17 protein-coding genes, 2 pseudogenes and 1 riboswitch are annotated in these 25,093 nt (G+C 70.4%); of the genes and pseudogenes, 6 read left to right on the top strand and 13 right to left on the bottom strand.

Features of this window, described 5'->3' with window-relative positions; translation table 11 throughout:
• Positions 1-66: 66 nt before the first annotated feature.
• The 3 genes from OG293_RS08020 to OG293_RS08010 form a co-directional block, all read right to left on the bottom strand.
• The gene (locus OG293_RS08020; RefSeq protein ID WP_405998075.1) at positions 67-783 is read right to left on the bottom strand and encodes a response regulator; all 717 of its coding nucleotides are present in this window, start codon (positions 781-783) and stop codon (positions 67-69) included.
• Positions 780-2,423 (bottom strand): ATP-binding protein, encoded by a 1,644-nt coding sequence (locus OG293_RS08015; RefSeq protein WP_405998074.1) that lies wholly within the window; start codon positions 2,421-2,423, stop codon positions 780-782. Before OG293_RS08015 ends, OG293_RS08020 begins: the two co-directional genes overlap by 4 nt.
• Before the next feature lie 280 nt (positions 2,424-2,703).
• Complete coding sequence (locus tag OG293_RS08010) at positions 2,704-3,996, bottom strand: DUF2254 domain-containing protein (RefSeq protein WP_405998073.1); 1,293 nt, start codon at positions 3,994-3,996, stop codon at positions 2,704-2,706.
• Positions 3,997-4,286: 290 nt separating this feature from the next.
• On the opposite strand from OG293_RS08010, the gene OG293_RS08005 reads away from it, so the two are divergent.
• Entirely contained in the window at positions 4,287-6,134 is a 1,848-nt protein-coding gene (locus OG293_RS08005) for a glycoside hydrolase family 15 protein (protein WP_405998072.1), read from the top strand.
• Positions 6,135-6,159: 25 nt separating this feature from the next.
• Here the strand turns inward: OG293_RS08005 and OG293_RS08000 are convergent, their stop codons facing one another.
• The 9 genes and pseudogenes from OG293_RS08000 to OG293_RS07960 form a co-directional block, all read right to left on the bottom strand.
• On the bottom strand, positions 6,160-7,929 hold the full coding sequence (locus OG293_RS08000; RefSeq protein WP_405998071.1) for a cation:proton antiporter: 1,770 nt from the start codon (positions 7,927-7,929) through the stop codon (positions 6,160-6,162).
• Between the two features lie 53 nt (positions 7,930-7,982).
• Positions 7,983-8,991: pseudogene (locus OG293_RS07995) on the bottom strand (cytochrome ubiquinol oxidase subunit I).
• Between the two features lie 38 nt (positions 8,992-9,029).
• On the bottom strand, positions 9,030-9,869 hold the full coding sequence (locus OG293_RS07990) for an SDR family oxidoreductase (RefSeq protein WP_405998070.1): 840 nt from the start codon (positions 9,867-9,869) through the stop codon (positions 9,030-9,032).
• A 165-nt stretch (positions 9,870-10,034) separates the two neighbouring features.
• Positions 10,035-10,199, bottom strand: a pseudogene (locus OG293_RS07985) (GMC oxidoreductase); the annotation flags it as partial.
• Positions 10,200-10,484: 285 nt separating this feature from the next.
• Positions 10,485-12,002 carry a gluconokinase, GntK/IdnK-type gene (locus tag OG293_RS07980; protein WP_405998069.1) on the bottom strand — a complete coding sequence of 506 codons (1,518 nt, stop codon included), beginning with the start codon at positions 12,000-12,002 and terminating at the stop codon, positions 10,485-10,487.
• Complete coding sequence (locus OG293_RS07975) at positions 12,002-12,145, bottom strand: hypothetical protein (RefSeq protein ID WP_405998068.1); 144 nt, start codon at positions 12,143-12,145, stop codon at positions 12,002-12,004. The genes OG293_RS07980 and OG293_RS07975 overlap by 1 nt, the downstream gene beginning before the upstream one ends.
• A gap of 187 nt (positions 12,146-12,332) precedes the next feature.
• The gene (locus OG293_RS07970; RefSeq protein WP_405998067.1) at positions 12,333-13,922 is read right to left on the bottom strand and encodes a GMC family oxidoreductase; all 1,590 of its coding nucleotides are present in this window, start codon (positions 13,920-13,922) and stop codon (positions 12,333-12,335) included.
• On the bottom strand, positions 13,919-14,494 hold the full coding sequence (locus tag OG293_RS07965) for an AMP-binding protein (protein WP_405998066.1): 576 nt from the start codon (positions 14,492-14,494) through the stop codon (positions 13,919-13,921). Before OG293_RS07965 ends, OG293_RS07970 begins: the two co-directional genes overlap by 4 nt.
• Positions 14,495-14,774: 280 nt before the next feature.
• Positions 14,775-16,004, bottom strand: a complete 1,230-nt coding sequence (locus tag OG293_RS07960) for a citrate/2-methylcitrate synthase (RefSeq protein WP_405998065.1) — start codon at positions 16,002-16,004, stop codon at positions 14,775-14,777.
• Positions 16,005-16,094: 90 nt separating this feature from the next.
• Between OG293_RS07960 and OG293_RS07955 the strand changes: the two genes are divergently transcribed.
• Entirely contained in the window at positions 16,095-17,288 is a 1,194-nt protein-coding gene (locus OG293_RS07955; RefSeq protein WP_405998064.1) for a citrate synthase/methylcitrate synthase, read from the top strand.
• Between the two features lie 12 nt (positions 17,289-17,300).
• The gene (locus OG293_RS07950; RefSeq protein ID WP_405998063.1) at positions 17,301-18,347 is read left to right on the top strand and encodes a CobW family GTP-binding protein; all 1,047 of its coding nucleotides are present in this window, start codon (positions 17,301-17,303) and stop codon (positions 18,345-18,347) included.
• 122 nt (positions 18,348-18,469) lie between these two features.
• Here the strand turns inward: OG293_RS07950 and OG293_RS07945 are convergent, their stop codons facing one another.
• The gene (locus OG293_RS07945; RefSeq protein ID WP_405998062.1) at positions 18,470-20,920 is read right to left on the bottom strand and encodes a DNA topoisomerase (ATP-hydrolyzing) subunit A; all 2,451 of its coding nucleotides are present in this window, start codon (positions 20,918-20,920) and stop codon (positions 18,470-18,472) included.
• Between the two features lie 173 nt (positions 20,921-21,093).
• On the opposite strand from OG293_RS07945, the gene OG293_RS07940 reads away from it, so the two are divergent.
• The 3 genes from OG293_RS07940 to OG293_RS07930 all read left to right on the top strand — a co-directional run bounded on the left by OG293_RS07940 (position 21,094) and on the right by OG293_RS07930 (position 25,010).
• On the top strand, positions 21,094-22,461 hold the full coding sequence (locus OG293_RS07940) for a M16 family metallopeptidase (protein ID WP_406003534.1): 1,368 nt from the start codon (positions 21,094-21,096) through the stop codon (positions 22,459-22,461).
• A gap of 17 nt (positions 22,462-22,478) precedes the next feature.
• Entirely contained in the window at positions 22,479-23,846 is a 1,368-nt protein-coding gene (locus tag OG293_RS07935) for a M16 family metallopeptidase (RefSeq protein WP_406003533.1), read from the top strand.
• A 219-nt stretch (positions 23,847-24,065) separates the two neighbouring features.
• Positions 24,066-24,230: riboswitch (cyclic di-AMP (ydaO/yuaA leader) on the top strand.
• A gap of 12 nt (positions 24,231-24,242) precedes the next feature.
• Positions 24,243-25,010: a M23 family metallopeptidase gene (locus OG293_RS07930; protein WP_405998061.1), complete on the top strand. Its 768-nt coding sequence runs from the start codon at positions 24,243-24,245 to the stop codon at positions 25,008-25,010.
• Positions 25,011-25,093 lie beyond the last annotated feature (83 nt).

Here is a 25,093-nt window from a genome sequence, read left to right as displayed (position 1 = left end):
CGGGCCGGGCTGGAGACGCGCCGGGGTCGTCTGCCGGGCTGGAGACGCGCCGGGCGGGCGGACGGCTCAGACGCTGGTCGACCATACGTAGCGGTGTTCGGGGCGGCCCGTTTCGCCGTACTTCAGGCTCAGACGCACCCGGTTCGTGCGCTCGAGGAGTTTCAGATAGCGCTGGGCCGTCTGGCGGCTCACTCCGGCCCGTTCCGCGATCTCCTGGGCGGACAGCGGCCCTTCGGCCGCCAGCAGCACCTGGCGCACCACCTCGGCCGTGGTCGGGGAGTGGCCCTTGGGCAGGTCCGGGGCGACCGAGCCCGCCGACAGCGCCCCGAAGATCCGGTCCACCTCTGCCTGTTCCGCCTCGCCGCCGCCCTCCAGGGTGCGGCGCAGCGTGGCGTACGCCTCCAGCTTGGCACGCAGACCGGCGAAGCTGAACGGCTTCACGAGGTACTGGAGTGCGCCATGGCGCATCGCCGCCTGGACCGTGGCCACGTCCCGCGCGGCCGTCACCATGATCACGTCCGTCTGGTGGCCGAGCCGGCGCAGTTCCCGTACGACCGCGAGACCGTTCCCGTCCGGCAGATAGTGGTCCAGCAGGATCAGATCGACCGGGCGGTCGGCGATCCGGGCGAGTGCCTCGGCGGCCGAGTGTGCCGTCGCGGCAACGCGGAACCCGGGCACCTTGGTGACGTAGGCCGCGTTGATCCCCGCGACCCGTGTGTCGTCGTCCACCACCAGGACGTCGATCGTGTCGTCGTCCGCGTCCAGGGCTCGTCCGTCGGTCATCGCGTCTCCACCGCGGTGACCAGCCCCGGTTCGGCCAGCGCCTCGGGGAGTACGACGGTGAATTCCGCGCCGCCGCCGGCCGTCTCGCGCACCCGGGCGCTACCGCCCTGCCGCTCCGCGAGCCGGCGTACCAGCGCAAGACCGAGGCCACGTTTGCCGTGTGCCGGGAGTTCCTTGGTGGACCAGCCCTCGGTGAAGATCAACTCACGCTGGTCGGGCGGGACACCGGGGCCGCTGTCCGCGATCCGCAGGATGGCCGTGCGGCCCTCCGCGCGCAGCTCGACCTCGATCAGCGGCTCGGGGGACCCCGCAGCGGCGTCCAGCGCGTTGTCGACCAGATTGCCGACGACCGTGACAAGACCGCGCGGATCCACCAGCCGGTCGGGCAGCAGTGTCCCGGGCGCGATGCGCAGCGATACGCCCCGCTCGGCGGCCACCGTCGCCTTGCCCACCAGCAGCGCCGCCAGCAGCGGATCGTGGATCTTCTCGGTGACCTGTTCGGCGGTGGCCCGGTGCACGCCGACGACCTCCGTGACGTACTCCACCGCCTCCTCGTGCATCTCCAGCTCCAGCAGCCCGAGCAGGGTGTGCATGCGGTTGGCGTGCTCATGGTCCTGCGCGCGCAAGGCGTCGATCAGGCCACGGGTGGAATCGAGCTCGCGGCCGAGCTGCTCCAGCTCGGTGCGGTCACGCAGGGTGGCGACCGCCCCGCCGTCGTCGGTCGGCATGCGGTTGGCGATCAGCACCCGGCTTCCGCGCACGGTCAGCAGATCCTCGCCGGTGACCCGCCCCGCCAGCACATCGGTGGTGCGGCCCTCGCCGAGCACCTCGTCGAGGGGGTGTCCGCCTGCGTCCGGGCCGAGGCCGAGAAGCCGCTGGGCCTCGTCGTTCATCAGCCGGATGCGGCCCGAAGCGTCGATCGCCACGACGCCTTCCCGGATGCTGTGCAGCATTGCCTCGCGCTCCACCAGCAGGGCCGATATGTCGGAGAAGGCCAGGTCATGGGTCTGTCGTTGAAGCCTGCGGGAGATCAGACAGGCGGCGAGCGCGCCGGCGGCCAGCGCCCCGCCGGCGTAGGCGAGCAACCCCGGGATCGCCGCCAGCAGGCGGGCGCGCACGCTGTCGTACTCGATGCCGACGGACACCGCGCCGACGATCGTGCCGTCGTCGGCGCGCAGTGGTACCTTCCCGCGGGCGGAGCGCCCGAGTGTCCCGCTGTCGATCTCCATGACCTCATGACCGGCGAGTGCGTCGCTCGGATCGGTGGAGACGACCCGGCCGATCTGCTCGGGAGCCGGGTGGGACCAGCGCACCCCGCGCTTGTCCATGATCACGATGTACTCGGCACCGGTGGCACGGCGTATCCGCTCGGCCTTCGTCTGCACCGGTCCGCCGGTCGAGGGCCGGGAGCCGAGCAGTTCCTCGGCGACCTCAGGGGAGGCGGTCGTCTCGGCGATGGCAAGCGCCCTGCGCATCGCCTGGTCGTCGAGCTGCGCGCTCAGTGGGGCGAGGAACAGGCCGGTGGCCAGCACGGTGACGCCGGTGGCGATGGCCAGCTGCATCAGCAGGACCTGGGAGAAGACCCGCTGCGGCCAGCCGAACCGCCGACGTCGGGCGGGAGCGGTCGGTACGGGGCGCATGCCCAGGAACGGTAGAGGGCGGAGCCGCCTTTCTGAAACCCCCGATTCGACGCAAGCTGCTTGCGTGGTTCGCGGACCGCTCGCGTCCTCGTGGAGGTCGGCGGCAAAGCCGCGCGACCGCGGTCGGAATCGATGATTCCGTGGCAAGACGGTTGTGGCGCGGTCATGGCAGTGGATGCTGCGACCCACAGACTGGACGATCTCCGACGTGACCGGGGCCGCCTTCGCACGTCCGCGGCCCCCTGGAACACCGCCGCCCGCCCCGGACGCGGCGACGCCCTCAGCCAGGGGCCCGGTACTGCCCGCCGAGGCCCTGGCGGTCGGCCTTCTGCGCGACGGCACGTCGGGCCGGGTCGGTGAAGACCCGCTCGACCGATTCCTGGAGCAGCCCCAACTGGACCCGAACCGCCGGAAGGCGCGCCGGCGGCAGGGTGTCGCGGAGGCCTTCGAGCAGTGCGCGCAGTCGTCTGCAGACCTGCACGGACGATGCTCCGTAGTCGCGGATCTCGGATACGGCCAGCTGAAGGTAGTTCTCCCAGTCACGCCCCACCAGCACGAGCCGCGACCGGCCGTGGCCGTCGGTCAGCGCATACCGGCCGGGGAGTGGCGCGCTGCCCGCCATGTGCAGGAACGACTCGATGTGATTGAGCACCTGAACCGCGGTCGTGGGGTCGTTCACGGCGGGGGAGAGTGCCCGAATGGCGATGTCGACGAGAACCCGCAGGGCGAAGGCGGGGTCCTGTTCGATGGTCCGTTCGATCCCGAGGGCGATCAGACCGGTCACCCGATCCGGATCGGGCGCCGACGTGCCGCCGTGGACCTCGACGAGGACGGCTCCCGGAGGCACGAAGTCACCGATCAGATGGGCCACGACGAAGGTGCAGTCGTGGCGCGCCGCCTCCGCGACCAGCCCGGCAGCGTCGACCGCCTGGATGGCCCCACCGCGTGCTGTTCGGATACGCGTCACCGGGTCGCCGGACGGTTGGGACGCGTCCCGGTGCGGCGCGGCGCGGCGGATCGCCGTGGCTCCGCGGGCAAAGACGCTCATCCCCATGCGCCCGACAAGATCGGCGATGGCCACGGGCCTGAGGTTGTGCGTGAACCGATTGAGATACACGAGCAGGAGCAGCAGGCTGACGGACACGGCCACGCCGGCCAGTGTGACTCCGAGGTCGGGCACGGAGTTCGCCTCGATGCTGCGCAGCAAGGAAAACGCGAACGCGAAGGTCCCGGTGAAGGTGGCCAGTACGGCTTTTTGCAGCCGGTCCCGGTACCAGAGGCGCATATATCGGGGGGACAGGGTTCCAGTCGCCTGCTGGACGACGAGAACCCCGATGGTCACGACAAATCCGAGCAGTGCCACCATCGCACCGACGATGGCACTGAGTACTCCGCTCGCCGTGGTCGCGGAATAGCGCCAGCCGCTCGGCGGCCAGTCCGCGCTGTCCGCGGAAATGGCGCATTCGGCGAGAACGACTCCGAGCACGAGTCCGAACAGCGGCACGATCCACAGACTTGCTTTTGCGTACTGCCGCAGCCTGAACGCGGTCGCCCAGGACATCACGGCCCGCACGCGCGGACCCCTTTCCTCGCTGGAAACGGTGCTCGGCAGTACGGCACAGGCACCCTCCGATTCCGGTGCGGGACGGCCTTTCCTTCACGTTAGAGCCGTTCCCGCAGGGGCGCAGCGGCAGTATGCCGACGCCCTCACGAGGACGCACTCGGCAGGACCGCGCAGGTGTTCCGTGCCTAAGCTGGCCGAGTGATCCGCTCAGCGCGTCGGTTGCTCAATTCACCGGCCCTGGCGGAGCCGTACCGGACCTGCCGGGGCCGCTTGTTCGGTCCGGCCGAAAGGGGCTCGGCATGGACGAATACCCGCTGATCGAGAACCACGGGCTGATAGGCGATCTGCAGACCGCGGCCCTCGTGACGACCGACGGGACCATCGACTGGTTCTGCTGTCCGCGCTTCGATTCACCCAGTGTGTTCGGCGCTCTGCTGGACCGGGAGAAAGGCGGGCACTTCACGGTCAGGCCGGCGCTGAAAGCCTATTCGACCAAGCAGTTGTACCTTCCAGACACCGCCGTTCTGGTGACGCGCTTCATGACGGAGTCCGGTACGGGCGAGGTGGTCGACTTCATGCCGGTGACCGGGACGACCGCGACGGACTGCCACCGACTGGTCCGCATGCTGCGCTGCGTACGCGGCAGCATGACGTTCGAGGTGGATGTCGCCCCGCGATTCGACTACGGCCGTAAGCCCCACGAGCTGCACATATCGGAGCACGGTGCGGTGTTCGCGTCGGAGGGCCTGCAGCTGGCCGTCCACGCCGTCCGTGAGCCGGGGGACGAGCGACTGCTGAACATGCTCTCCGGTGACAAGGATCTCCACTTCACCGTGACCCTTCAGGCGGGCGAGCAGCGTGGTCTGATCATGGAGTCGTCGTCCCACGGACCGCCCCGTGAGATCCGCCTGACGGAGTTCCAGCAGCTCTTCGATGACACGGTCCACTTCTGGCGGTCCTGGCTGAGTCAGTCCCGCTACTCCGGCCGGTGGCGCGAGGCGGTGGAGCGCTCAGCCGTGACGCTGAAGCTGATGACCTACGCGCCGAGCGGCGCGCTGGTCGCGGCCCCCACTGCGGGCCTGCCGGAGCAACTGGGCGGCGAGCGCAACTGGGACTACCGGTTCACCTGGATCCGTGACGCCTCGTTCTCGGTGTACGCCCTGCTGGGACTGGGCTTCAAGGAGGAGGCGACGGCGTTCATCGGCTGGCTGCGCGACCGGGTGAAGGAGAAGGCCGGTGAAGAAACCGACACCGGTCCGCTGAACATCATGTACCGGGTCGACGGTTCCGCCGACCTGGTCGAGGAGATCCTGGAGCACTGGGAGGGGTACCAGGGCTCCGCCCCCGTGCGCATCGGCAACGGAGCCGCGACCCAGCTGCAACTGGACATCTACGGCGAGGCGCTGGACAGCATCTACTTCGCCCACCAGCGGGGAATCCAGCTCGACACCAGGGGCTGGACCTCGCTGCACACACTCCTCGACTGGCTGGTCGACCACTGGGACCGTCCGGGCGAGGGACTGTGGGAGACACGCGGCGGCCAGCAGAACTTCACCTACGGTCGTGTGATGTCCTGGGTCGCCTTCGACCGCGCCCTGCGCCTCTCATCGGCGAGCGGCCGTCCGGCGGCCCGCGGGCGCTGGACGACCGAACGCGACAAGATCTACGAGCAGGTTCTGGCACAGGGGTGGCATCCGGGGCGCGGGGCCTTCGTGCAGCACTACGGCAGTGATGTGCTCGACTCGTCGCTGCTGCGGATGCCGACCGTCGGCTTCATCACGCCCGACGACCCGATGTGGAAGTCGACCCTGGACGCGATGGACCGGGAACTGGTCACCGACAGCCTGGTCTACCGCTACAACCCGGAAGCCTCGCCCGACGGACTGCGCGGCTCCGAAGGGACGTTCTCGTTGTGCACGTTCATGTACGTCGATGCCCTGGCCCGGGCGGGGCGGACCGACCAGGCCCGCCTCGTACTGGAGAAGATGCTCACGTACGCCAACCATCTGGGCCTGTACTCCGAGGAGATCGACCTGACGGGGCGGCAACTCGGCAACTTCCCACAGGCCTTCACCCATCTCGCGCTGATCGACGCGGCGATCACGTTGGACGCGACCCTCAACCGGGCGCGCGAGGGCGGGACATAGGGTGCGCGGAACCCGCGTGTCAGGTTCACCGCCCGGTGAGGGCAGGGCCCAGTAGGACAACGCTGTCGCCTGCGTGCGGGGAGGCCGGCTGCTTCTCGGTCACCGGCTCCAACCGGTGGTCGGCCCGCACCACGAAGAGTGTGTCGTGTCCCGGCGGCAGCGGAGAGGAGGCGGGCTGCACCAGGAACCGGGCGCCCTGAAGGTAGCGCGCGGCCAGGACGTGACGGACCAGCGAACTGCCGAAGAGGATGGCGCCGCCGGTGTACGGAGCGACGACCCCATGGCTTTGGTGCGGTGGTCCGACCCGGTAGACGGGACCCTCGACGTTGTCCTGCATCACCACAGAGGCGAGCGCGTTGAAGTCGTCGTCGTCCGTGGCCAGGAACACGGCCGTCACTCCCTCCAGCCGCGCCCCGGGGTTGGTGGCCGTGGCCAGCAGATCCCCCTTGGCCAGCGCGATCCCGGCGTCCTTGATCCGTTCCCGCTCCTCGTCGAGCCCCGCCCACATCAGGACTTCGAGCCCCGCGGACCGCAGGGCCTTTCCCATGTCGACCACCCACGGCTCGCCGCCCACCAGAAGGAGGCGTGTGCCGGTGGGCTTGACGACCCCCAGCTTCCGCGCCACGGGGGCCGCGCTCAGCGAGTACAGCAGGACCGTTCCCACGATCACCAGGAAGGTGACCGGAAGGATCCTGGCGGCTCCGTCCACTCCCCGCTGCACGAGGCCGGCGGCGAAGGCCGAGGCGGTGGCCGCGGCGACGATGCCGCGTGGGGCCATCCATCCGACGAAGGCCCGCTCCCCTCGGGTCAGACCCGAGTGTGCCGTCGCGATGTAGGCGACCAGCGGACGGACGACCAGGACGAGGATCGCGATGAGGGCCAGCGAGGGAAGAAGCACGGGCACCAGGGAGGACGGGGTGACCGTGGAGGAGATGGAGACGAAGAGCAGCCCGATGATCAGCTGGACCAGGGTCTCGAAGAAGGGGCGCCGCGCGGGCATGTCGAAGCCCCCGATGTTGGTGACGGTCAGTCCCGTGACGATTGCGGCGATGAGCCCCGTGTCGTCCCGCACGATGTCGCACGCCGCGGATACGGCGATCACGGTGGCCAGCTGGGCCAGGGTGCCCAGGGTCTCGCCGAGCCGCAGGGTGCGCAGTGTCAGCCACAGCAACGCGGTTCCCACTGCCCCGCCGATCAGACCGACGGCCATACTGATGGCGAACTGGCCCAGCTGGTAACCACGGCCGATGTCGACACGGTGCGTCGTGGCGATGGCGTGGAAGACGAGTGCGCCGAGGATGCCGCCGATCGGGTCGGTCAGCGTCCCCTCCCAGATGAGGATGCGTCGCACCTTGTCGGACGGTCGTACGAAGTCGAGCAGGGGACCGACGACGGTCGGTCCGGACACGACGAGGATCATGCCGAGCATCGCGCTCACTCTGAGCGGCATGTCGAACATCGCCGGTGCCACCGCCGAGGTGATCAGGAACGTGAGCAGCACGCCGAGGATGAGCAGCCTGCCCACGATCCACCGGGTGCGACCGGTGAGATTGCGCAGGTTGAGCCCCATGCCCGCGTCGTAGAGGATCACGGCGACGGCCAGCGACACCAGCGCGGAGAAGGTCGGTCCCATCAGCCGGTCCGGATGGATGACGTCTGTCAGCGCACCGGCGGCGAAGCCGGCGGGCAGCAGCAGGATCAGCGCCGGGACGCGTAGCTTGCTCGCCAGGATCTGCGAGCCGGTGGCGAGCACCACGGTCAGTGCGAGTCCGAGAAGGATCTCGTCGTCGGTCACAGCTGCTTTCCTTCGTCAAAGGGCGCGGTGGGGTCCGACCGGGGTCCGGGCGGTCAGTGGTTCCCTGTCGTACCGTCACCCTCCGCGCCGCTTCTTCGCAGGTCGGCGTCGGTGAGTGATTCCAGTTCTCCGTGCGTGTCCAGCCAGTACAGAAAGACGACGGCCGGTACGACGATCACCAGGGCCACCAGGGTGACGATCGCGAGCCAGGTCAGCGTGGCGGGGGCGCCCGCGCCGTCGGCCACGGTCAGCGAGGTGGGGATGAGGTACGGGCGCTGGGCCATGCCCCAGGCGATGACGGCGGACGCGACGACCCCGACGGCTGTGACGCGGGCCCAGTTGCCGGGCGTCCGAAGGAGCAGCCAGGCGCTGGCGATCGTGGCCGCCCCCGCCACGACGACGAAGACCAGCCCCACGCCGTGGGTGAGCCCGTGCCACACATGAGGGGCGTCCTCGTGGGTGACGAAGAACGTGATCACGGCCAGGGCGACGAGTACGGCGAGGGCGGCCAGCGCGCGCAGCCGGAAGTATCCGACCAGATCGGGAGCGTCGAAGCGGCGGGCGTCCCCGGTGAGGAACACGGCACCGAGGAACGCGGTGGCCGCGATGGCGAGCAGCCCGAAGACGATGGAGGTGGGGTTGGACCAGACGTCCGCCGTGGCCTCCGTGCCCAGCCGGCGCCAGCCGTACAGGTAGATGGCGATGAGCACCGCTTCGAGGAAGAACGCCCAGGCCTCGACACCGAATCCGATGCCGAAGACATCGCCCCACCTGCCCATGAGGCCGGGCCAGAGCAGGCCGAACTCGAAGGAGAGCACGGTGCCGGTGACCACCCCGACGGCGAACTGCACCGCCATGACGGCCGACCAGCGCCGCGCGAGCAGCAGGGCGGTGGCATCGTCGTGGCTCAGCCCTCGGCAGTGCATCACCAGGGTGATCAAGGGCAGTGCCACGCCCAGGGGTACCAGGATGATGTGGGAGGCCAGGGTGAAGGGCCATGAGTTCCCGGGCCGGCAGCAACTGGGCCGGGGCGGACGCCAGCAGGTGAAGCGAGGTGTGCATAGACATAGACGTCTTCCCTCTTCGGGACGGAGGGAAGGTCAGCCGCCGGTGGCGAAGCCGGGGAAGAGGGTCATCCCGCCGTCGACGTACAGGGTGGTTCCCACGACGTAGTCCATGAGGTCGGAGGCGAGTCCGACGACGGCGTGGGCGATGTCCTCGGGGTCTCCGATCCGGTTGTACGGGATCAGCCTGAGCAGATCCTCCCGGGCCTCGGGCGTGTCCCAGGCGCTGCGGTTGATCGGCGTCCTGATCGCCCCGGGGGCGACCGCGTTCACCCGGATCTTCTCCGGTGCGAGTTCCTGGGCCAGGGTCTCCATCATCATCTGTACGCCTCCCTTGGAGGAGGCGTAGTTGACGTGGCCCGACCAGGGGATGAGCTGGTGCACGGAACTCATACAGATGATCTTTCCGGCCGCCCGGGACACCTCGGGGACGACTCCACGGCGCCGGAACTCCTTCGTCGCCTCGCGGGCGCACAGGAACTGGCCGGTGAGATTGACGTCGAGGACCTTCTGCCACTGGGCGAGGGTCATCTCGGTGAAGCCGGCGTCGCGCTGCAGACCCGCGTTGGCGACCAGGATGTCGATCGTCCCGAATTCCTGGACCATCCGGTCCATCATGGCCGTGACCTGGTCCTCCTTGGACACATCCGCCTCGTACGCCGCGGCACGCACCCCGTGCGCGGCGATCTCCTCGACCACCCTGTCGGCCGCGTCACGGTCGGCCACGTAGTTCACGGCCACGTCGGCGCCGGCCCGGCCCAAGCCGATGGCCGTGGCCAGGCCGATGCCGGAATTGGCGCCGGTGACCAGTGCCTTCTGGCCTTTCAGCAGCTGCGCAGGAATCACATCCCGGGGTGCTTCCACGGTGGAATCCACGATGGCCTGCCTCCTCGCTGCGCGGCTCCGGTCCGCCTGGCCGCAGCCGGCCTGGCACGGAGGCCACGCAACCACGGGCCCCGGCGGGGAGCATGTGGAGCGAGTAGCGGTTGCGCCGTTGGGCGGACCATGTTCGCCCGGTCGGCCCAGCGGTGGCCCGGACGGTCAGCCGAGGCGGGCCAGGAGGTGGTCGCCGACTCTGAGGGCGTTGGCGATGGCGGTCAGGGACGGGTTGACCGCGCCGATGCTCGGGAAGAAGCTCGTGTCGACGACGTAGAGGTTGTCGAGGTCGTGGGCCTTGCAGTTGACGTCCAGGGCGGAGGTGCCCGGGGCGAGCCGGTGGGCGAGAGTGCCGCCGCGGGCGCCGGTACCGATGATGACGATGTCGTAGTGGGGAGTGTCGCCCACGGCGACCACCGTCCTCTTGCGCTCACGGCCCCTGCCTGGCGCCAGGACCTGCCACTCCGCGCCGCGGAGACCCAGCGTTCCCACCTACTCGAACCTATCCGCCCTCCCGCTGAACGGCGACCGGACGGGCGACCACCCTGCCCGCGGGCGCTCGCCGAGCCGGATGCCAGCGGTCATGTGCTCCGGAACCACCGGTGGTGGGTGAGGTCATGGCAGTCCCCATGGGCTCAGGCCCCACCGGAGCACATGTGTGGCGCCGGGCTCCAGGACGGTGAGATCCGTGCCGCTGCGGAAGGCGTCCGGGGGGCAGGACATGGCTTCCACGGCAAGACCGCGCCGCCGCTCGGGCCCGGCCAGTGTGTCGCCCGTGAAGAGCTGCACGTACCGAGTGCCTTCGCCGAGCCACAGTTCGACCCCCCGGACACCGGAGGGGTGGGCAACTCGCACAACCGCCCGGCCCTCGGGGTCGCGGTCGAGTCCGGTGAAGGCGGTGTCCAGTCGTAGATCCCCGATGGGGCGCGCGGCGCGGAAGTCGTACGCCGTGCCCTCGACGGGCTCCTGTCCGGTCGGCAGGCCCCGCTCGTCGGTACGCAGCCGGTACTGGGCGGGAACGGTCAGCACCACGGTGTCGACGAGGTCGGGGCCGACCGTCAGATACGGGTGCTGGCCCACTCCGTAAGGGGCGGACACAGCCCCCGCGTTGGTGGCCGAGACGAGGACTTCGAGCCCGGCGGGCCCGAGCCGGTACTCGGCGAACACGTCCAGCAGGAAGGGGTATCCGGGCTGGGGGAAGAGTGTGGTGCCCACTCGCACCGTGTCCTCGCCGCGGGCGAGCAGGTGCCACGGGGTCCAGCGGAGCAGTCCGTGGATCGCGTTGAGCTGCTCCGGCTCGGTCAGCGGAAGCTGCAGTTCCCTGCCGTCGAAGCGGTAGCGGCCGTCCCCCACCCGGTTGGGCCAGGGAATCAGAAGTTGCCCCCGCCCACCGGTGATGGGCCCGTCGGCGGGGAATCCGTCCAACAGCGGCCGGCCGTCCACCTCGTAGTGGCGTAGGGCGCCGCCCAACTGGACCACGACGGCGCTCTGCCCGCCGTGCCGCAACTCCCAGTGCTCGCCTGTCGGGCTCGCGGGCGTACGCGGCTCCTGGGGCGGTACGGCGCGTTCGGTGGCCCCTCCGGTCGGCGGACGGCCCGGGGCGGATTCCTCGTGCAGCAACGTCAGCACCGCGGTGGCGACAGCCTCGGGAGGCTGGTCGATCTCCACCACCACGGGGCGCTCGTCCGGCTCCGGCTCCTGAAGGTCCTTGATCTGGCTGTCCAGCAGAGCGGCAGGGAAGAAGTGGCCGTGCCTGGCAGCAAGTCGGGAGCGGATCACCTCGTGCGAACCGTGCAGATACACCAGACGGACCCCGGGCCGTCCGCCCAGCAGCCGGTCCCGGTAGGCCCGCTTGAGCGCGGAGCAGGTGACGACGGCCGGCTGACGCGCCGCGATCTCACGGTCCATCCAGGCGCCGATGGCATCCAGCCAGGGCCCCCGGTCGCTGTCCGTCAGTGCGTGGCCGGCGGCCATCTTGGCGCGGTTGGCCTCGGAATGGAATTCGTCCGCGTCCCGGCAGGGCCAGCCGAGCCGCTCCGCGACGATCCGCGCCACCGTGGTCTTGCCCGAGCCGGCCACACCGACGACGAGCACCAGGTCCGTCGACGGCCCGGCTTCCGTGGCCCCGGACATCAGTCCTGGACGAGGCGGGGGCACGGCGCCCACAGGACGATTCCGCCGGTCGCCGAGCGTGCCGGCGCCCGGAACGGCGTGGCGGCCCGGCCGTCGCCCCGTGCCGTACCGGCTGCCCCCTCGTCCGCGCGCGTTCCGCTCACATGACTCCTCATGACACGTCCTCCGTGTGCACGGCCGGCCCGCCGGACGCTCCCGAGGGACGGATCGGATACTTCCAATCTCGGCCACCCGGTCCCTCGGCGCACGTCGGCGGCCGGCGTGCGCCTCCCGCCCCGGGCACGGTCGGACGGCGGCCAGCAAACCGGGCGGTGTGCGGCCGCTGCCGCCTCAGCTCGCGCCCAGCAGGTCCGCTGCCCTTTCCCCGATGGCGATGGCGGGAGCGTTGGTATGGCCTCGGATGATCGTCGGCATGACCGACGCGTCCGCGACCCGCAGGCCCTCCACTCCTCGTACGCGCAGGTGCGGGTCCACGACGGAGGCGTCGTCGCGGCCCATCCGTGCCGTTCCCACCGGGTGGTAGAGGGTGTGGGCGTGATCGGTCAGTGCCAGCGAGTGACGCCGGTCACGGGGCAGGGCCTCGCCCCCGGGAGGCATCAGGAAGCGGCCGGAGGACCATCCGCGGGAAGTGAACCGGTCGATGATCTGCTCGCAGACGTCCAGCCCTGCCAGCAGAGCGGTACGGTCGGCCCCGCCCGCGTCCGTGAGGTAGCGGGGGTCGATGACCGGCTTGTCGAGCGGGTCCGGGGAGGCAAGGGTGATCGATCCGGTGCTCAGGGGCCGCAGGAGGACCGCACCCACCGTCACCCCGTGTCCGGACGGCTTGACGAGGCCTTCTCCGATGAACGGCACCGGGGCGAAGATGATCTCGATGTCGGGGAGTTCGAGCTCGGGACGGCTGCGGACGAATCCGTATGCCTCGCCGACGTTCGAAGTGAGCATCCCCCGGCGCCGGACGAGATAGTTCAGGAGCTCGCCGGGCCGCTCGGCGGAGACAAGCGTTCTGTCCGGGACGTCGACGGCGAGCCCGGTGATGAGGTGGTCGGTGAGGTTGGCGCCGACCTCGGGGGCGTCCACGAGGACGTCGATCCCCATCTCGCGCAGCCGGTTGGCATGACCTATGCCGGAGAGCATGAGCAGCTGCGGGGTGTTGACCGCGCCTCCGCTGAGCACGACCTCGCGGCGCGCCAGCACCCGGCGCGTTACGCCGCCCGTGACGTACTCGACGCCGACCGCTCTGCGTCCCTCGAAGAGAACGCGGGTGGCCTGCGCGTTCGTGACGACCCTCAGATTCGAGCGGTTGCGGGCCGGTTTGAGGTAGCCGTCCGCGGTGCTGAACCGCGCGCCGCGCCGCTGGCTCACCATGGACTGCGAAAACCCGGTGGGCACAGCCGTGTTGGCGGGCTCGACGGTATGGCCGAGTTCCCTGACGGCGTCGAGGAAGCCGGCCGTGTGCGGGTTGGGGTCGCGCTGCGGTTCGATGTGCAGGGGGCCGGAGCGTCCGTGGTCGGGGCCGGTGGCACCGGTGATCCTCTCCATACGGCGGAAGCAGGGCAGAAGGCCCTTCCACGACCACTCGGGGCCGCAGAGGTCGCCCCACTCGTCGTAGTCGGCGGCGAATCCGCGCACCCACATCATCGCGTTCATCGACGACGAGCCGCCGAGCATCCGCCCCCTGGGCCAGTAGACGGGGCGCCCGGAGAGTTCGTTCTGCGGGACCGTCGTGTAGTCCCAGTCGAGTTCGGTCTTGAAGAGCTGGGAGAAGGCGGCGGGGATGTGGACGGCCGCCTTCTTGTCCGGGCCGCCCGCTTCCAGGAGCGCGACCGAGGCCGTGCCCTTCTCGGTCAGTCGGCCGGCGAGTGCGGCTCCGGCCGAGCCGGCTCCGACGACGACGTAGTCGACGCTGTCTGGTGTGTTCATCGGGCGACCTCGCTAGCGCGGGAGCACGCCGAACCAGCGTCCCGGAGCTCGCGCTTGAGGACCTTGCCGGTGGCGTTGGTGGGCAGGACATCGAGGAATTCCACTCGGCGAGGGTACTTGTAGCCCGCCATCTGCTCCTTGCACCAGTCGATGAACTGCTCGGCCGAGAGCGTCGCTCCCGGGGTGAGGACCACGCAGGCCTTGATCTCCTCGCCGTGGGTGAGCTCGGCGCCCTTGGGCCGGCCGCTGGTGCCGGAGGTGTACAGGATGACGGCCGTGTCGCTGGATTCGGTGGCCACCGTGTCGACGTCCGCGCTCTGGCCGGCCAGCGCCGCCGTCAGGGTCTTCGCCCCGGCGATCGGGGACTTTTCGGCGGGCGCGGCGGTCATCAGGAAGAAGTGCTCGCAGCCCGGCGTCTCTTCGAAGGCAGACCAGCGCTCTTCCCCGAGCGGGAGCTCCGCGCCGCCCTCGAAGCAGAAGTAGGCCGTGGCCTCCGAGTCGGCCAGGTGGTAGGCGATCTCCCGGCTCTGGGGAAACACCTGGGCCTTTCTGCCCCGGGCGCTGCGGCTCATCCGAACCCAGGTTCTGGCCTACCTGGCCGGTGGGCCGCTTGAGAACACCGTGCCGCCCCGCAAGCCCTGACGCCCCGGCCGGACGTGTCCGACCGAACCGAGGATCGGGCGCGCGCCAGGAACGACGGCCTGCCGACGCGGGCGCGCTGCCGGCCCCGCGGAGTCGCAGGTCACCGGATCCTGGCGAACAGCAGCCGATGCCGCCCTCAGCTGACCCCGCGCAAGGCCGCACCGCGCCCCGGGCGCGCTGCCGGCCCGAGGCACCGCGTCCCCCGTCCGCTCAGGGCAACGGCCTGGGCGGACGGGGGCCGTTGTACTGCCCGCTCGGACGCATGCGCAGCGGGCGCTCCTCGTACTCCTCCAGCGCGTGCGCGATCCAGCCGGCCGTGCGCGCCACGGCAAAGACCGTCTCGCCCGCCTCGGCCGGCATCCCGGAGGCCACCGACAGCACGGCGAGCGCCAGATCGACATTGGCGTGCAGCGCGGTGTGACGCGCGGTCGTGGCGACGACGTCCCGGGCCGCGGCCAGGGCGGGACCCGCGGCTGGTACCTCGGTGAGCGCCGTGAACAGGGCTTGGGCGCGCGGGTCCTCGCCCCGGTAGAGGCGGTGCCCGAGACCGGGCACGCGTCGCCCCGCCCGGAGATGATCCGCCACGACGGGGGCCGCGCCGCCGCGCTCCAGCACCTCGCTCAGCATGCGATGGGCAAGCCCGCTCGCCGCGCCGTGCAGGGGACCTTCCAGCGCACCGAGTCCGGCGGAGACGACCGCGTACGGATGGGCGCGGGCGGAGGCGGCGACCCGTACGGCCAGCGTGGACGCGGCCAGGTCGTGGTCGATGAGAAGGGCGAGTGCCCTGTCCAGGACCAGCAGTGACGCATCGTCGGACGGCCGACCGGTCAGCCGCGGCCACAGCCGCCGGGCAATCCCGCCCTCGCCGGGGTGCGGCCGGCCGACCACCGGCAGCGCGTCGACGAGGGTGGAGATGAGACCTCCCGCCGTGCTCAGGACCATCTCCCGGTCCAGGTCGAAGCGCAGGGGGTCCGTGGCGGACGCGGCGATGACGGCGACCCGCAGCCGGTCCATCGTCCCCGCGTGTCCGGGCAGCGCGCCCACCGCCCGGCGCGCTGCTTCGAGCGGCTCGGGGGGTGTGGTGAAGCGCGCTCCGGGCGCGGGCCGGCCGGTCCACACCCAGTGGACGACTTCCTCGTACGCGTAGCGTTCCGCGAGGGCGACCGCGTCCACTCCGCGGAAGTAGTACCTCTCTCCGTCGATGAGTGTGATGCCGGTGCGGAAGACGAGATCGCCGGCGGGCCGGGACTCAGGCCGTGCCTTGCGCGCCAGCGCATCGACCTCCCGGGCGTCGAAGGTGCTTCCCCGGCCACCCGGACTGCGCCGGCTGGTCAGCTGGCCGCGGCTCACATACGCGTACACCGTCTCGGCCTTCACGCCGAGCCGCTCGGCGGCCTCCCGCGTCGTGAGCCGGGGGCCGTCCTCCCCTTGATCCGTCATGACTCCACCGTATCTATATTGACTCAATCAATATTGACAATGATTGAGTCAAGCATAGACAGTCGAATCAAGGACGACTGGGAGGAAGACATGTCGATCACCGCGCACAGCGCACCCCTCGACGTACCGCGAGGGGCGCACAGCGCACCCCTCGACGTACCGCGAGGACTCGCCGGCGTCGTCGTCACCGACACCGCGCTCGGCGACGTCCGCGGCCGCGAGGGCTTTTACCACTACCGGCAGTACTCGGCCGTCGAACTCGCCCAGAACCGCAGCTTCGAGGACGTCTGGCATCTGATGTTCCACGGAGAACTGCCCGACGCCGACCGGCGAGCCGCCTTCACCGCGCGCACCGCGGCACTGCGCCGCCTTCCCGACGGTGTACGCGACGCGCTGCCCGGGATCGCCCGCACCGGCTCCGTCTCGGGCCCGCTCGCCGGACTGCGGACCGCGCTCTCCCTGCTCGGCGCAGCCCGGGGCTTCCGGCCGGTGTACGACCTGGACTCCCAGCAGCGCCGCGAGGACGCGCTCGCAGCCTGCGCCGCGGTCCCCACCCTGCTCACCGCGCTCCATCGGCTGGGCCGGGGGCTCAAGCCCGTCGACCCGCGCGACGACCTGCCGTACGCCGCCAACTACCTCTACATGCTGACCGGTTCGGAGGCTGAGCCCAAGCAGGTCCGCGCCATCGAGAGCTATCTGATCTCCACGGTCGACCACGGTTTCAACGCCTCCACCTTCACCGCGCGGGTCGTCGCGTCCACGGGCGCCGACGTGGCGGCGAGCCTGGTCGCGGCGGTCGGCGCGCTCTCCGGCCCACTGCACGGCGGGGCGCCCAGCCGCGCGCTGGACACCCTCGACGCCATCGGCACCGCGGACCGCATCGAGGCCTGGATCCGCGAACGGGTTCTCTCCGGCGACCGGATCATGGGCTTCGGGCACCCCGTCTACCGCACCGAGGACCCGCGCTCACGCCTGCTGCGCGGTATCGCCGAGAACTTCGGAGGTCCGCTCGTCACCTTCGCGGTCGAGGTCGAGAAGCAGGTCGAGGCGATACTCGCCGAGCTCAAACCGGGCCGTGAGCTCCACACCAACGTCGAGTTCTACGCGGGGGTGGTCATGGAGCTGTGCGGACTGCCGCGCGAGATGTTCACACCGACCTTCTGTGCGGCCCGGGTGGTCGGCTGGAGCGCCAATATCCTGGAGCAGGCGGAGGACTCGAAGATCATCCGCCCGGCGGCCCGTTACGTCGGCCCGCCTCCGCCGCAGCCGGTACCCGCGCCCTGAGAGAGGCCCCCGTTGTCCCCGAGCAAGGAACAGATCCCCGTCATCGTCCTCGCGGGCTTCCTGGGATCAGGCAAGACGACCTTGCTCAACCATCTGCTGCGGGCGAGCCGCGGGACCCGGATCGGCGCGATCGTCAACGACTTCGGCTCCATCGAGATCGACGCGATGACGGTGGCCGGTCAGCTCGGCGACTCCACGGTCTCGCTCGGCAACGGATGTCTGTGCTGCGCGGTCGACGCGAGCGAGCTGGACGTCTTCCTCGGCAAGCTCGCCCGGCCCGCCGCTCGTCTCGATGTGATCGTCATCGAGGCGAGCGGACTCGCCGAGCCCCAGGAACTCGTCCGCATGGTGCTGGCCAGCGAGAACGAGCGGATCGTGTACGGCGGACTCGTCCAGGTCGTCGACGCGGCGGAGTTCGACGGCACACGGGAGCGGCATCCCGAGATCGAGCGGCATCTCGCGCTCGCCGATCTGGTCGTGCTCAACAAGGCGGACCGAGTCGACGATGCCGCGGGCCGGCGGCTGCGCGAGGAGATCGCTCCACTGGCACGGTCGGCCGCGGTGACGACGGCGGCGTACGGGCGGATCGACCCGGAGATGCTCTTCGACTGCCGCCCCCGGACCGAGCGTGTGGGGCAGCTGTCCTTCGAGGACCTCGTCGAGGGCGACGACGATCACACGGACCATCTGCACACCGCCTACGAGACCGTTTCCTTCAGCGCCGCTGAGCCTCTCCACCCGCGCCGGCTGCTGGACTTCCTCGACTCACGGCCGGACGGACTCTTTCGCATCAAGGGATTCGCCGACTTCGGCGACCTCGATGCGCACAACCGGTACGCCGTACACGCCGTGGGCCCCTTTCTCCGGTTCTACCCGGAGCCCTGGCCTGCCGGTGCGCGGCGCGCGACCGAACTCGTCCTGATCGGCACCGGTATCGACACCGCGGCGCTCACCAGGGAACTCGACGGCACCCGGGTGACCCGGCCGCAGGACGCCCCCGACGAGCACAGCATGTGGGGCGTCCTGCGCTACGTGCAGTCCGAAGAGGCCGACGGCTAGGGTCTTTCGTTTTCTTGCCGGGCTCGGCCTGATCCAAACGGAAGACCCTGGGGCCGTGTTCTGGAACTGGCGCCGTCCGCCCGCAGGGCGGGGCGAGCGGGGCGGCAGTTCTCGAACACGGCCTAACTCGCCGGGCCCGCCAGCACGGCCACCGGCGACGTCAGCGGAGTGCCCGAACCGTCCCGGCGCGGGTCCTGTTCCGGCAGCTCGGCCGGTGCGCCGTTCTTCTGCGCCGCCCGCGCGGGGGCCGCACCCGCCCAGGCCAGGACCAGCACGTCCTCGCCCTTGAGGAAGCGCTGACAGCGCACCCCGCCCGTGGCACGCCCCTTGCGGGGGTACTGGTCGAAGGGCGTCAGCTTCGCCGTCATCACCGAGTCGTCCAGCGTGCCGTGCGAACCCGCGATCGTGAACACCACCGCGTCCCCGGCCGGGTCCACCGCCGAGAACGAGATCACGTCGGCGCCGTCCGACAGTTTGATCCCGGCCATGCCACCCGCCGCCCGGCCCTGCGGCCTGACCTGCGAGGCCGGATAGCGCAGCAGCTGCGCGTCCGAGGTGATGAAGACCAGGTCCTCCTCGCCCGTGCGCAGCTCGGCACCGCCGACGATCCGGTCACCGTCCCTGAGGGTGATGACCTCCAACTCGTCCTTGTTCGCCGGATAGTCCGGTACGACGCGCTTGACCACCCCCTGAAGCGTGCCGAGCGCCAGCCCAGGCGACGACTCGTCCAGCGTGGTGAGACAGACGACCGTCTCGTCCGCGTCCAGCGACAGGAACTCCGAAACCGGCGCGCCGCCCGAGAGATTGGGCGCCGACGCCGTGTCCGGCAGCTGCGGAAGATCGATCACGGAGAGCCGCAGCAGCCGCCCTGCCGAGGTCACCGCCCCCACGTCACCGCGCTGTGTCGCCGGCACCGCGGAGACGATCACATCGTGCTTGGTGCGCCGGGCGCCCTCGTCCGCCAGCGGCTCGCCGGTGGCCGTACGCGCCAGGAGACCCGTCGAGGAGAGCAGCACCCGGCACGGGTCGTCCGCGACCTCCAGCGCCACCGCGGCGACCGGAGTGCTCGCCGATTCCAGCAGCACCGTGCGCCGCTCGGTGCCGAACTTCTTCGCCACCGCCCCCAGTTCGGAGGAGACCAGCTTGCGCAGCTCGGAGTCCGACTCCAGGATTCCGGTGAGCTCGTCGATCTCGCCGTTCAGGCGGTCGCGCTCGCTCTCCAGCTCGATCCGGTCGAACTTGGTGAGCCGGCGCAGCGGCGTGTCCAGGATGTACTGGGTCTGGACGTCGCTCAGCGAGAAGCGCTCGATCAGCCGCTGCTTCGCCTGCGCGGAATTCTCGCTGGAGCGGATGAGACGGATGACCTCGTCGATGTCGATCAGCGCGACGAGCAGGCCCTCGACCAGGTGCAGCCGGTCGCGCCGCTTGGTCCGCCGGAACTCACTGCGCCGGCGCACCACGTCGAAGCGGTGGTCGAGATAGACCTCGAGCAGTTCCTTGAGGCCCAGCGTCAGCGGCTGACCGTCCACCAGCGCGACGTTGTTGATGCCGAAGGACTCCTCCATCGGCGTGAGCTTGTAGAGCTGCTCCAGGACGGCCTCGGGGATGAAGCCGTTCTTCACCTCGATGACCAGGCGCAGTCCGTGCGCACGGTCCGTGAGGTCCTTCACGTCGGCGATGCCCTGGAGCTTCTTCGACGAGACCAGGTCCTTGATCTTCGCGATCACCTTCTCCGGACCGACCGTGAAGGGCAGTTCGGTGACGACCAGGCCCTTGCGGCGCGGCGTGACGTCCTCCACGGAGGCCGTCGCCCGGATCTTGAAGGTGCCGCGCCCCGATTCGTAGGCGTCCTTGATGCCCGCGAGGCCCACGATCCGGCCACCGGTCGGCAGGTCGGGACCGGGGACATGGCGCATCAGCGTCTCAAGGTCGGCGCCCGGGTGCCTGATCAAGTGGCGGGCGGCGGCGATGACCTCGCCCAGGTTGTGCGGCGGCATGTTCGTCGCCATACCGACAGCGATGCCGGACGAGCCGTTGACCAGCAGATTCGGATAGGCGGCGGGGAGGGCTACGGGCTCCCGCTCCTGGCCGTCGTAGTTCGACTGGAAATCGACGGTGTCCTCGTCGATCGACTCGGTCATGAGGCTGGTGGCGTCGGCCATCCGGCACTCGGTGTAGCGCATGGCGGCCGGCGGGTCGTCGTTGCCGAGGGAACCGAAGTTGCCGTGCCCGTCGACCAGGGGCAGGCGCATGGAGAACGGCTGTGCCATCCGCACCAGGGCGTCATAGATCGACGCGTCGCCGTGCGGATGCAGCTTACCCATGACCTCGCCGACGACACGGGCGCACTTCACATAGCCGCGGTCGGGGCGCAGGCCCATTTCGTTCATCTGGTAGACGATCCGGCGGTGGACCGGTTTCATGCCGTCCCGTGCGTCCGGCAGGGCCCGGGAGTAGATCACCGAGTAGGCGTACTCGAGGAAGGAGCCCTGCATTTCGTCCACGACGTCGATGTCGAGGATCTTCTCCTCGAAATCGTCCGGAGGCGGGGTCTTCGTGCTGCGGCGGGCCATCGCGGCTGCTGCTCCTTCACGTACCAGGTCTGGATCTGACGCGGACCATTGTGGACCGTCCCGCTGACAACGCCGACCGCGACCCGGGAACTTCGCCAGGTGTCAGCGCGCTTGCATACAGTGGCAGGGCTGACAAAAACAGCAGCATCGCGATCGAAGGGACGTACATGCCCATGGGTCACACGGCCACAGCGCAGGCCGGTTCCGGCGGCCTGACAGCGACAGAGCACCGGCTGGCCAACGGCCTGCGCGTGGTGCTCTCCGAGGACCATCTGACCCCGGTGGCCGCGGTCTGCCTCTGGTACGACGTCGGTTCGCGCCACGAGGTCAGGGACCGCACCGGCCTGGCCCACCTCTTCGAGCACCTGATGTTCCAGGGCTCCGCCCAGGTGACGGGGAACGGCCACTTCGAGCTGGTCCAGGGCGCGGGCGGCTCGCTGAACGGCACCACCAGCTTCGAGCGTACGAACTACTTCGAGACAATGCCCACCCACCAGCTGGAGCTCGCGCTCTGGCTGGAGGCCGACCGCATGGGCTCGCTGCTGACCGCGCTCGACGACGAGTCGATGGAGAACCAGCGCGACGTCGTCAAGAACGAGCGCCGCCAGCGGTACGACAATGTTCCGTACGGCACGGCGTTCGAGCGGCTGACCGCTCTCGCCTACCCCGAGGGCCACCCGTACCACCACACGCCTATCGGCTCGATGGCCGACCTGGACGCGGCGACCCTGGAGGACGCCCGCGCCTTCTTCCGTACGTACTACGCGCCGAACAACGCCGTGCTGTCGGTCGTCGGCGACATCGACCCGGAGCAGACGCTCGCCTGGATCGAGACGTACTTCGGCTCCATCCCCTCCCACGACGGCAAGCAGCCGCCGCGCGACGGCTCGCTCCCGGAGGTCATCGGGGAGCAGCTGCGCGAGGAGATCCGTGAGGAGGTCCCGGCGCGTGCGCTGATGGCCGCCTATCGCCTGCCGCACGACGGCACCCGCGAGTGTGACGCCGCGGATCTTGCGCTCACCGTCCTCGGCGGCGGCGAGTCGTCCCGGCTCCACAACCGCCTGGTGCGCCGGGACCAGACGGCCGTCGCGGCCGGCTTCGGTCTGCTGCGGCTGGCCGGCGCCCCGTCGCTGGGCTGGCTGGACGTCAAGACGTCCGGCGGCGTCGAGGTCCCGCAGATCGAGGCCGCGGTCGACGAGGAGCTCGCGCGGTTCGCCGCCGAGGGCCCCACGCCCGAGGAGATGGAACGCGCGCAGGCCCAGTTGGAGCGCGAGTGGCTGGACCGGCTCGGCACGGTCTCGGGCCGCGCGGACGAACTGTGCAGGTACGCCGTGCTGTTCGGCGACCCGCAGCTGGCGCTGACCGCCGTACAGCGGGTCCTCGACGTCACCGCCGAGGAGGTGCAGGCGGTCGCCCAGGCCCGGCTGCGGCCCGACAACAGGGCGGTGCTCGTCTACGAACCCGTCTCCGCCGACGACGGCGAGCACAGCGACGACAGCGACAGCGACGAGAACGACGAGCACGAGGGGACGGACCAGTGAGCGACGCTGCCGTGACCATGACGTTCCACCCGCAGCCCCAGGCGGGCGCGCCCCGGCCCTGGGCGTTCCCCGCCCCCGATCGCGGCACGCTGGACAACGGCCTGACCGTCCTGCGCTGCCACCGCCCCGGCCAGCAGGTGGTGGCCATCGAGATCTCCCTCGACGCCCCGCTGGACGCCGAGCCCGAGGGCCTCGACGGCGTCGCCACGATCATGGCGCGTGCCCTCTCGGAGGGCACCGACAAGCACTCCGCCGAGGAGTTCGCCGCCGAGCTGGAGCGCTGTGGCGCCACCCTCGACGCGCACGCCGACCACTCCGGCGTCCGCGTCTCCCTGGAGGTCCCGGTCTCCCGGCTGCCCAAGGCTCTCGGTCTGCTCGCCGAGGCGCTGCGCGCGCCCGCCTTCGCCGACAGCGAGGTGGAGCGGCTCGTACGCAACCGTCTGGACGAGATCCCGCACGAGACGGCCAACCCCGCCCGCCGAGCGGCCAAGGAACTCTCCAAGGAACTCTTCCCGGCCACCGCGCGCATGTCGCGCCCCCGCCAGGGCACCGAGGAGACAGTGGCCGGGATCGACTCCGCGGCCGTGCGCGCCTTCTACGAGGCGCATGTGCGGCCCGCCACGGCCACCGCGGTGATCGTGGGCGACCTCACCGGAGTCGACCTGGACGCCGTGCTCGGCGACAGCCTCGGCACCTGGACGGGCGACAAGGCCGAGCCCCGTCCCGTACCGCCGATCGCGGCCGACGACACAGGGCGCGTCGTGATCGTGGACCGGCCGGGTGCCGTGCAGACGCAACTGCTGATCGGCCGCATCGGCCCGGACCGGCACGACCGTGTCTGGCCGGCGCAGGTCCTCGGCGCGTACTGCCTGGGCGGCACCCTCACCTCCCGTCTGGACCGCGTGCTGCGGGAGGAGAAGGGCTACACCTACGGCGTACGGGCCTTCGGCCAGGTGCTGCGCTCCGCCCCCGACGGATCGGGCGCCTCGATGCTCGCCGTCAGCGGCTCGGTGGACACGCCCAACACCGGACCGGCGCTGGACGATCTCTGGAAGGTGCTGCGCACGCTCGCGGCCGAGGGGCTCACCGACGCGGAGCGCGATGTGGCCGTGCAGAACCTCGTGGGCGTCGCTCCGCTGAAGTTCGAGACGGCCGCGTCCGTCGCGGGCACGCTCGCCGACCAGGTCGAGCAGTTCCTCCCGGACGACTACCAGGCGCAGTTGTACGTGCGGCTGGCGGAGACCGGGACGGTGGAGGCGACGGCGGCGGCCGTCAGCGCCTTCCCGGTGGACCGTCTGGTGACGATCCTCGTCGGCGACGCCTCGCAGATCGAGGAGCCGGTCAGGGCGCTCGGCATCGGTGAAGTGAGTGTTGTCACAGGCTGATTGAGTGCGGCCCTACGGCCGGACAGCTCCACATGTGCAACCGGAACCCCGGCATCCATGGTGATGTCGGGGTTCCTTGTTATGTCCGCTTTGCCATGGACGCTGCCCGTCTGCCCTGTGGCGTGCACTACAAAAGTCCCTGTCTGTTTGGCGATTGAAAGCGGCCCGGCCTAGCGTCGGTCCGGCTGTCCGCCACAAGCCCGCCGCACCCGCGGCATCGGACAGCCATCGCCGAGTCCCCGTCAGGCGCGAGCCTGGGGAGCCGGGGACCCACTCAGTCCCTGGGGTGAATCGGAAGCCTTCGCACCCGTGCGGAGGGGCCCGTAGGAGACCTTCCTGCTCCGAACCCGTCAGCTAACCCGGTAGGCGAGAGGGAAGGAAAGGACCAGCCACTTCATGGCGTTCACCCGTGCCACCGGGAAGCACCGTGCCCCGAGCCGTATGTCGCGCAAGAGCGCGAGCATGGCGGGCGTCGCGGCCCTAGCCACCACCGGCGTCATCGGATCCATCGCTTCCCCCGCCTTCGCCGCCGACTCCGGCGCGACGGTCGAGGACACCGGTCTGACCGAGATGGTGGCTGCTGACCAGATCGCCGACCAGATCGCCGACCAGGCCGCCGCCCAGCAGCAGGAGGCCGCCGAGGCGGTCGCCAAGGCGAAGGCCGAGGCCGAGGCGAAGCGCAAGGCCGAGGCCCGCGCCAAGGCGGCCCGCGAGGCCAAGGAGCGCGCCGCCCGCGACGCCGAGCGCAAGCGCCTCAACACCTTCGTCGCGCCGATCAGCGGCTCCTACGTCTCCACGGGCTACAAGACCGGCGGCGCCATCTGGTCCTCCGGCAGCCACACCGGCATCGACTTCCACGCCGCGTCCGGCACGACCGTGCACGCGGTCGGCTCCGGCACCGTCGTCGAGGCCGGCTGGGGCGGCGCCTACGGCAACAACGTCGTGATCAGGATGAACGACGGCTCGTACACGCAGTACGGCCACCTCTCGTCCATCGGCGTCTCGGTCGGCCAGCGCGTCACGCCCGGCCAGCAGATCGGTCTCTCCGGCTCGACCGGCAACACCACCGGGCCGCACCTCCACTTCGAGGCCCGCACGAGCGCCGAGTACGGCTCCGACATCAACCCCCTCGCGTACCTGCGCGCGCACGACGTCAACGTCTGATCTCACACTCACCCGATCGTGGGCCCCGGCTTCCCGCCGGGGCCTTCGTCGTTTTTCGCCCGAACTGCTGGCCAAAAGATATG

This window comes from Streptomyces sp. NBC_00829, assembly GCF_045161795.1.
Classification (GTDB): Bacteria; Actinomycetota; Actinomycetes; order Streptomycetales; family Streptomycetaceae; genus Streptomyces.
Note: the sequence above shows the minus strand (reverse complement) of the source record. Positions and strands in the feature narration are given on the sequence as shown.

Coding starts and splice junctions, on each gene's coding strand:
- OG293_RS08020 (WP_405998075.1), bottom strand. CDS start 783: ATGACCGACGGACGAGCCCTGGACGCGGACGACGACACGATCGACGTC.
- OG293_RS08015 (WP_405998074.1), bottom strand. CDS start 2,423: ATGCGCCCCGTACCGACCGCTCCCGCCCGACGTCGGCGGTTCGGCTGG.
- OG293_RS08005 (WP_405998072.1), top strand. CDS start 4,287: ATGGACGAATACCCGCTGATCGAGAACCACGGGCTGATAGGCGATCTG.
- OG293_RS07980 (WP_405998069.1), bottom strand. CDS start 12,002: ATGTCCGGGGCCACGGAAGCCGGGCCGTCGACGGACCTGGTGCTCGTC.
- OG293_RS07970 (WP_405998067.1), bottom strand. CDS start 13,922: ATGAACACACCAGACAGCGTCGACTACGTCGTCGTCGGAGCCGGCTCG.
- OG293_RS07965 (WP_405998066.1), bottom strand. CDS start 14,494: ATGAGCCGCAGCGCCCGGGGCAGAAAGGCCCAGGTGTTTCCCCAGAGC.
- OG293_RS07960 (WP_405998065.1), bottom strand. CDS start 16,004: ATGACGGATCAAGGGGAGGACGGCCCCCGGCTCACGACGCGGGAGGCC.
- OG293_RS07955 (WP_405998064.1), top strand. CDS start 16,095: ATGTCGATCACCGCGCACAGCGCACCCCTCGACGTACCGCGAGGGGCG.
- OG293_RS07945 (WP_405998062.1), bottom strand. CDS start 20,920: ATGGCCCGCCGCAGCACGAAGACCCCGCCTCCGGACGATTTCGAGGAG.
- OG293_RS07940 (WP_406003534.1), top strand. CDS start 21,094: ATGGGTCACACGGCCACAGCGCAGGCCGGTTCCGGCGGCCTGACAGCG.
- OG293_RS07935 (WP_406003533.1), top strand. CDS start 22,479: ATGACGTTCCACCCGCAGCCCCAGGCGGGCGCGCCCCGGCCCTGGGCG.
- OG293_RS07930 (WP_405998061.1), top strand. CDS start 24,243: ATGGCGTTCACCCGTGCCACCGGGAAGCACCGTGCCCCGAGCCGTATG.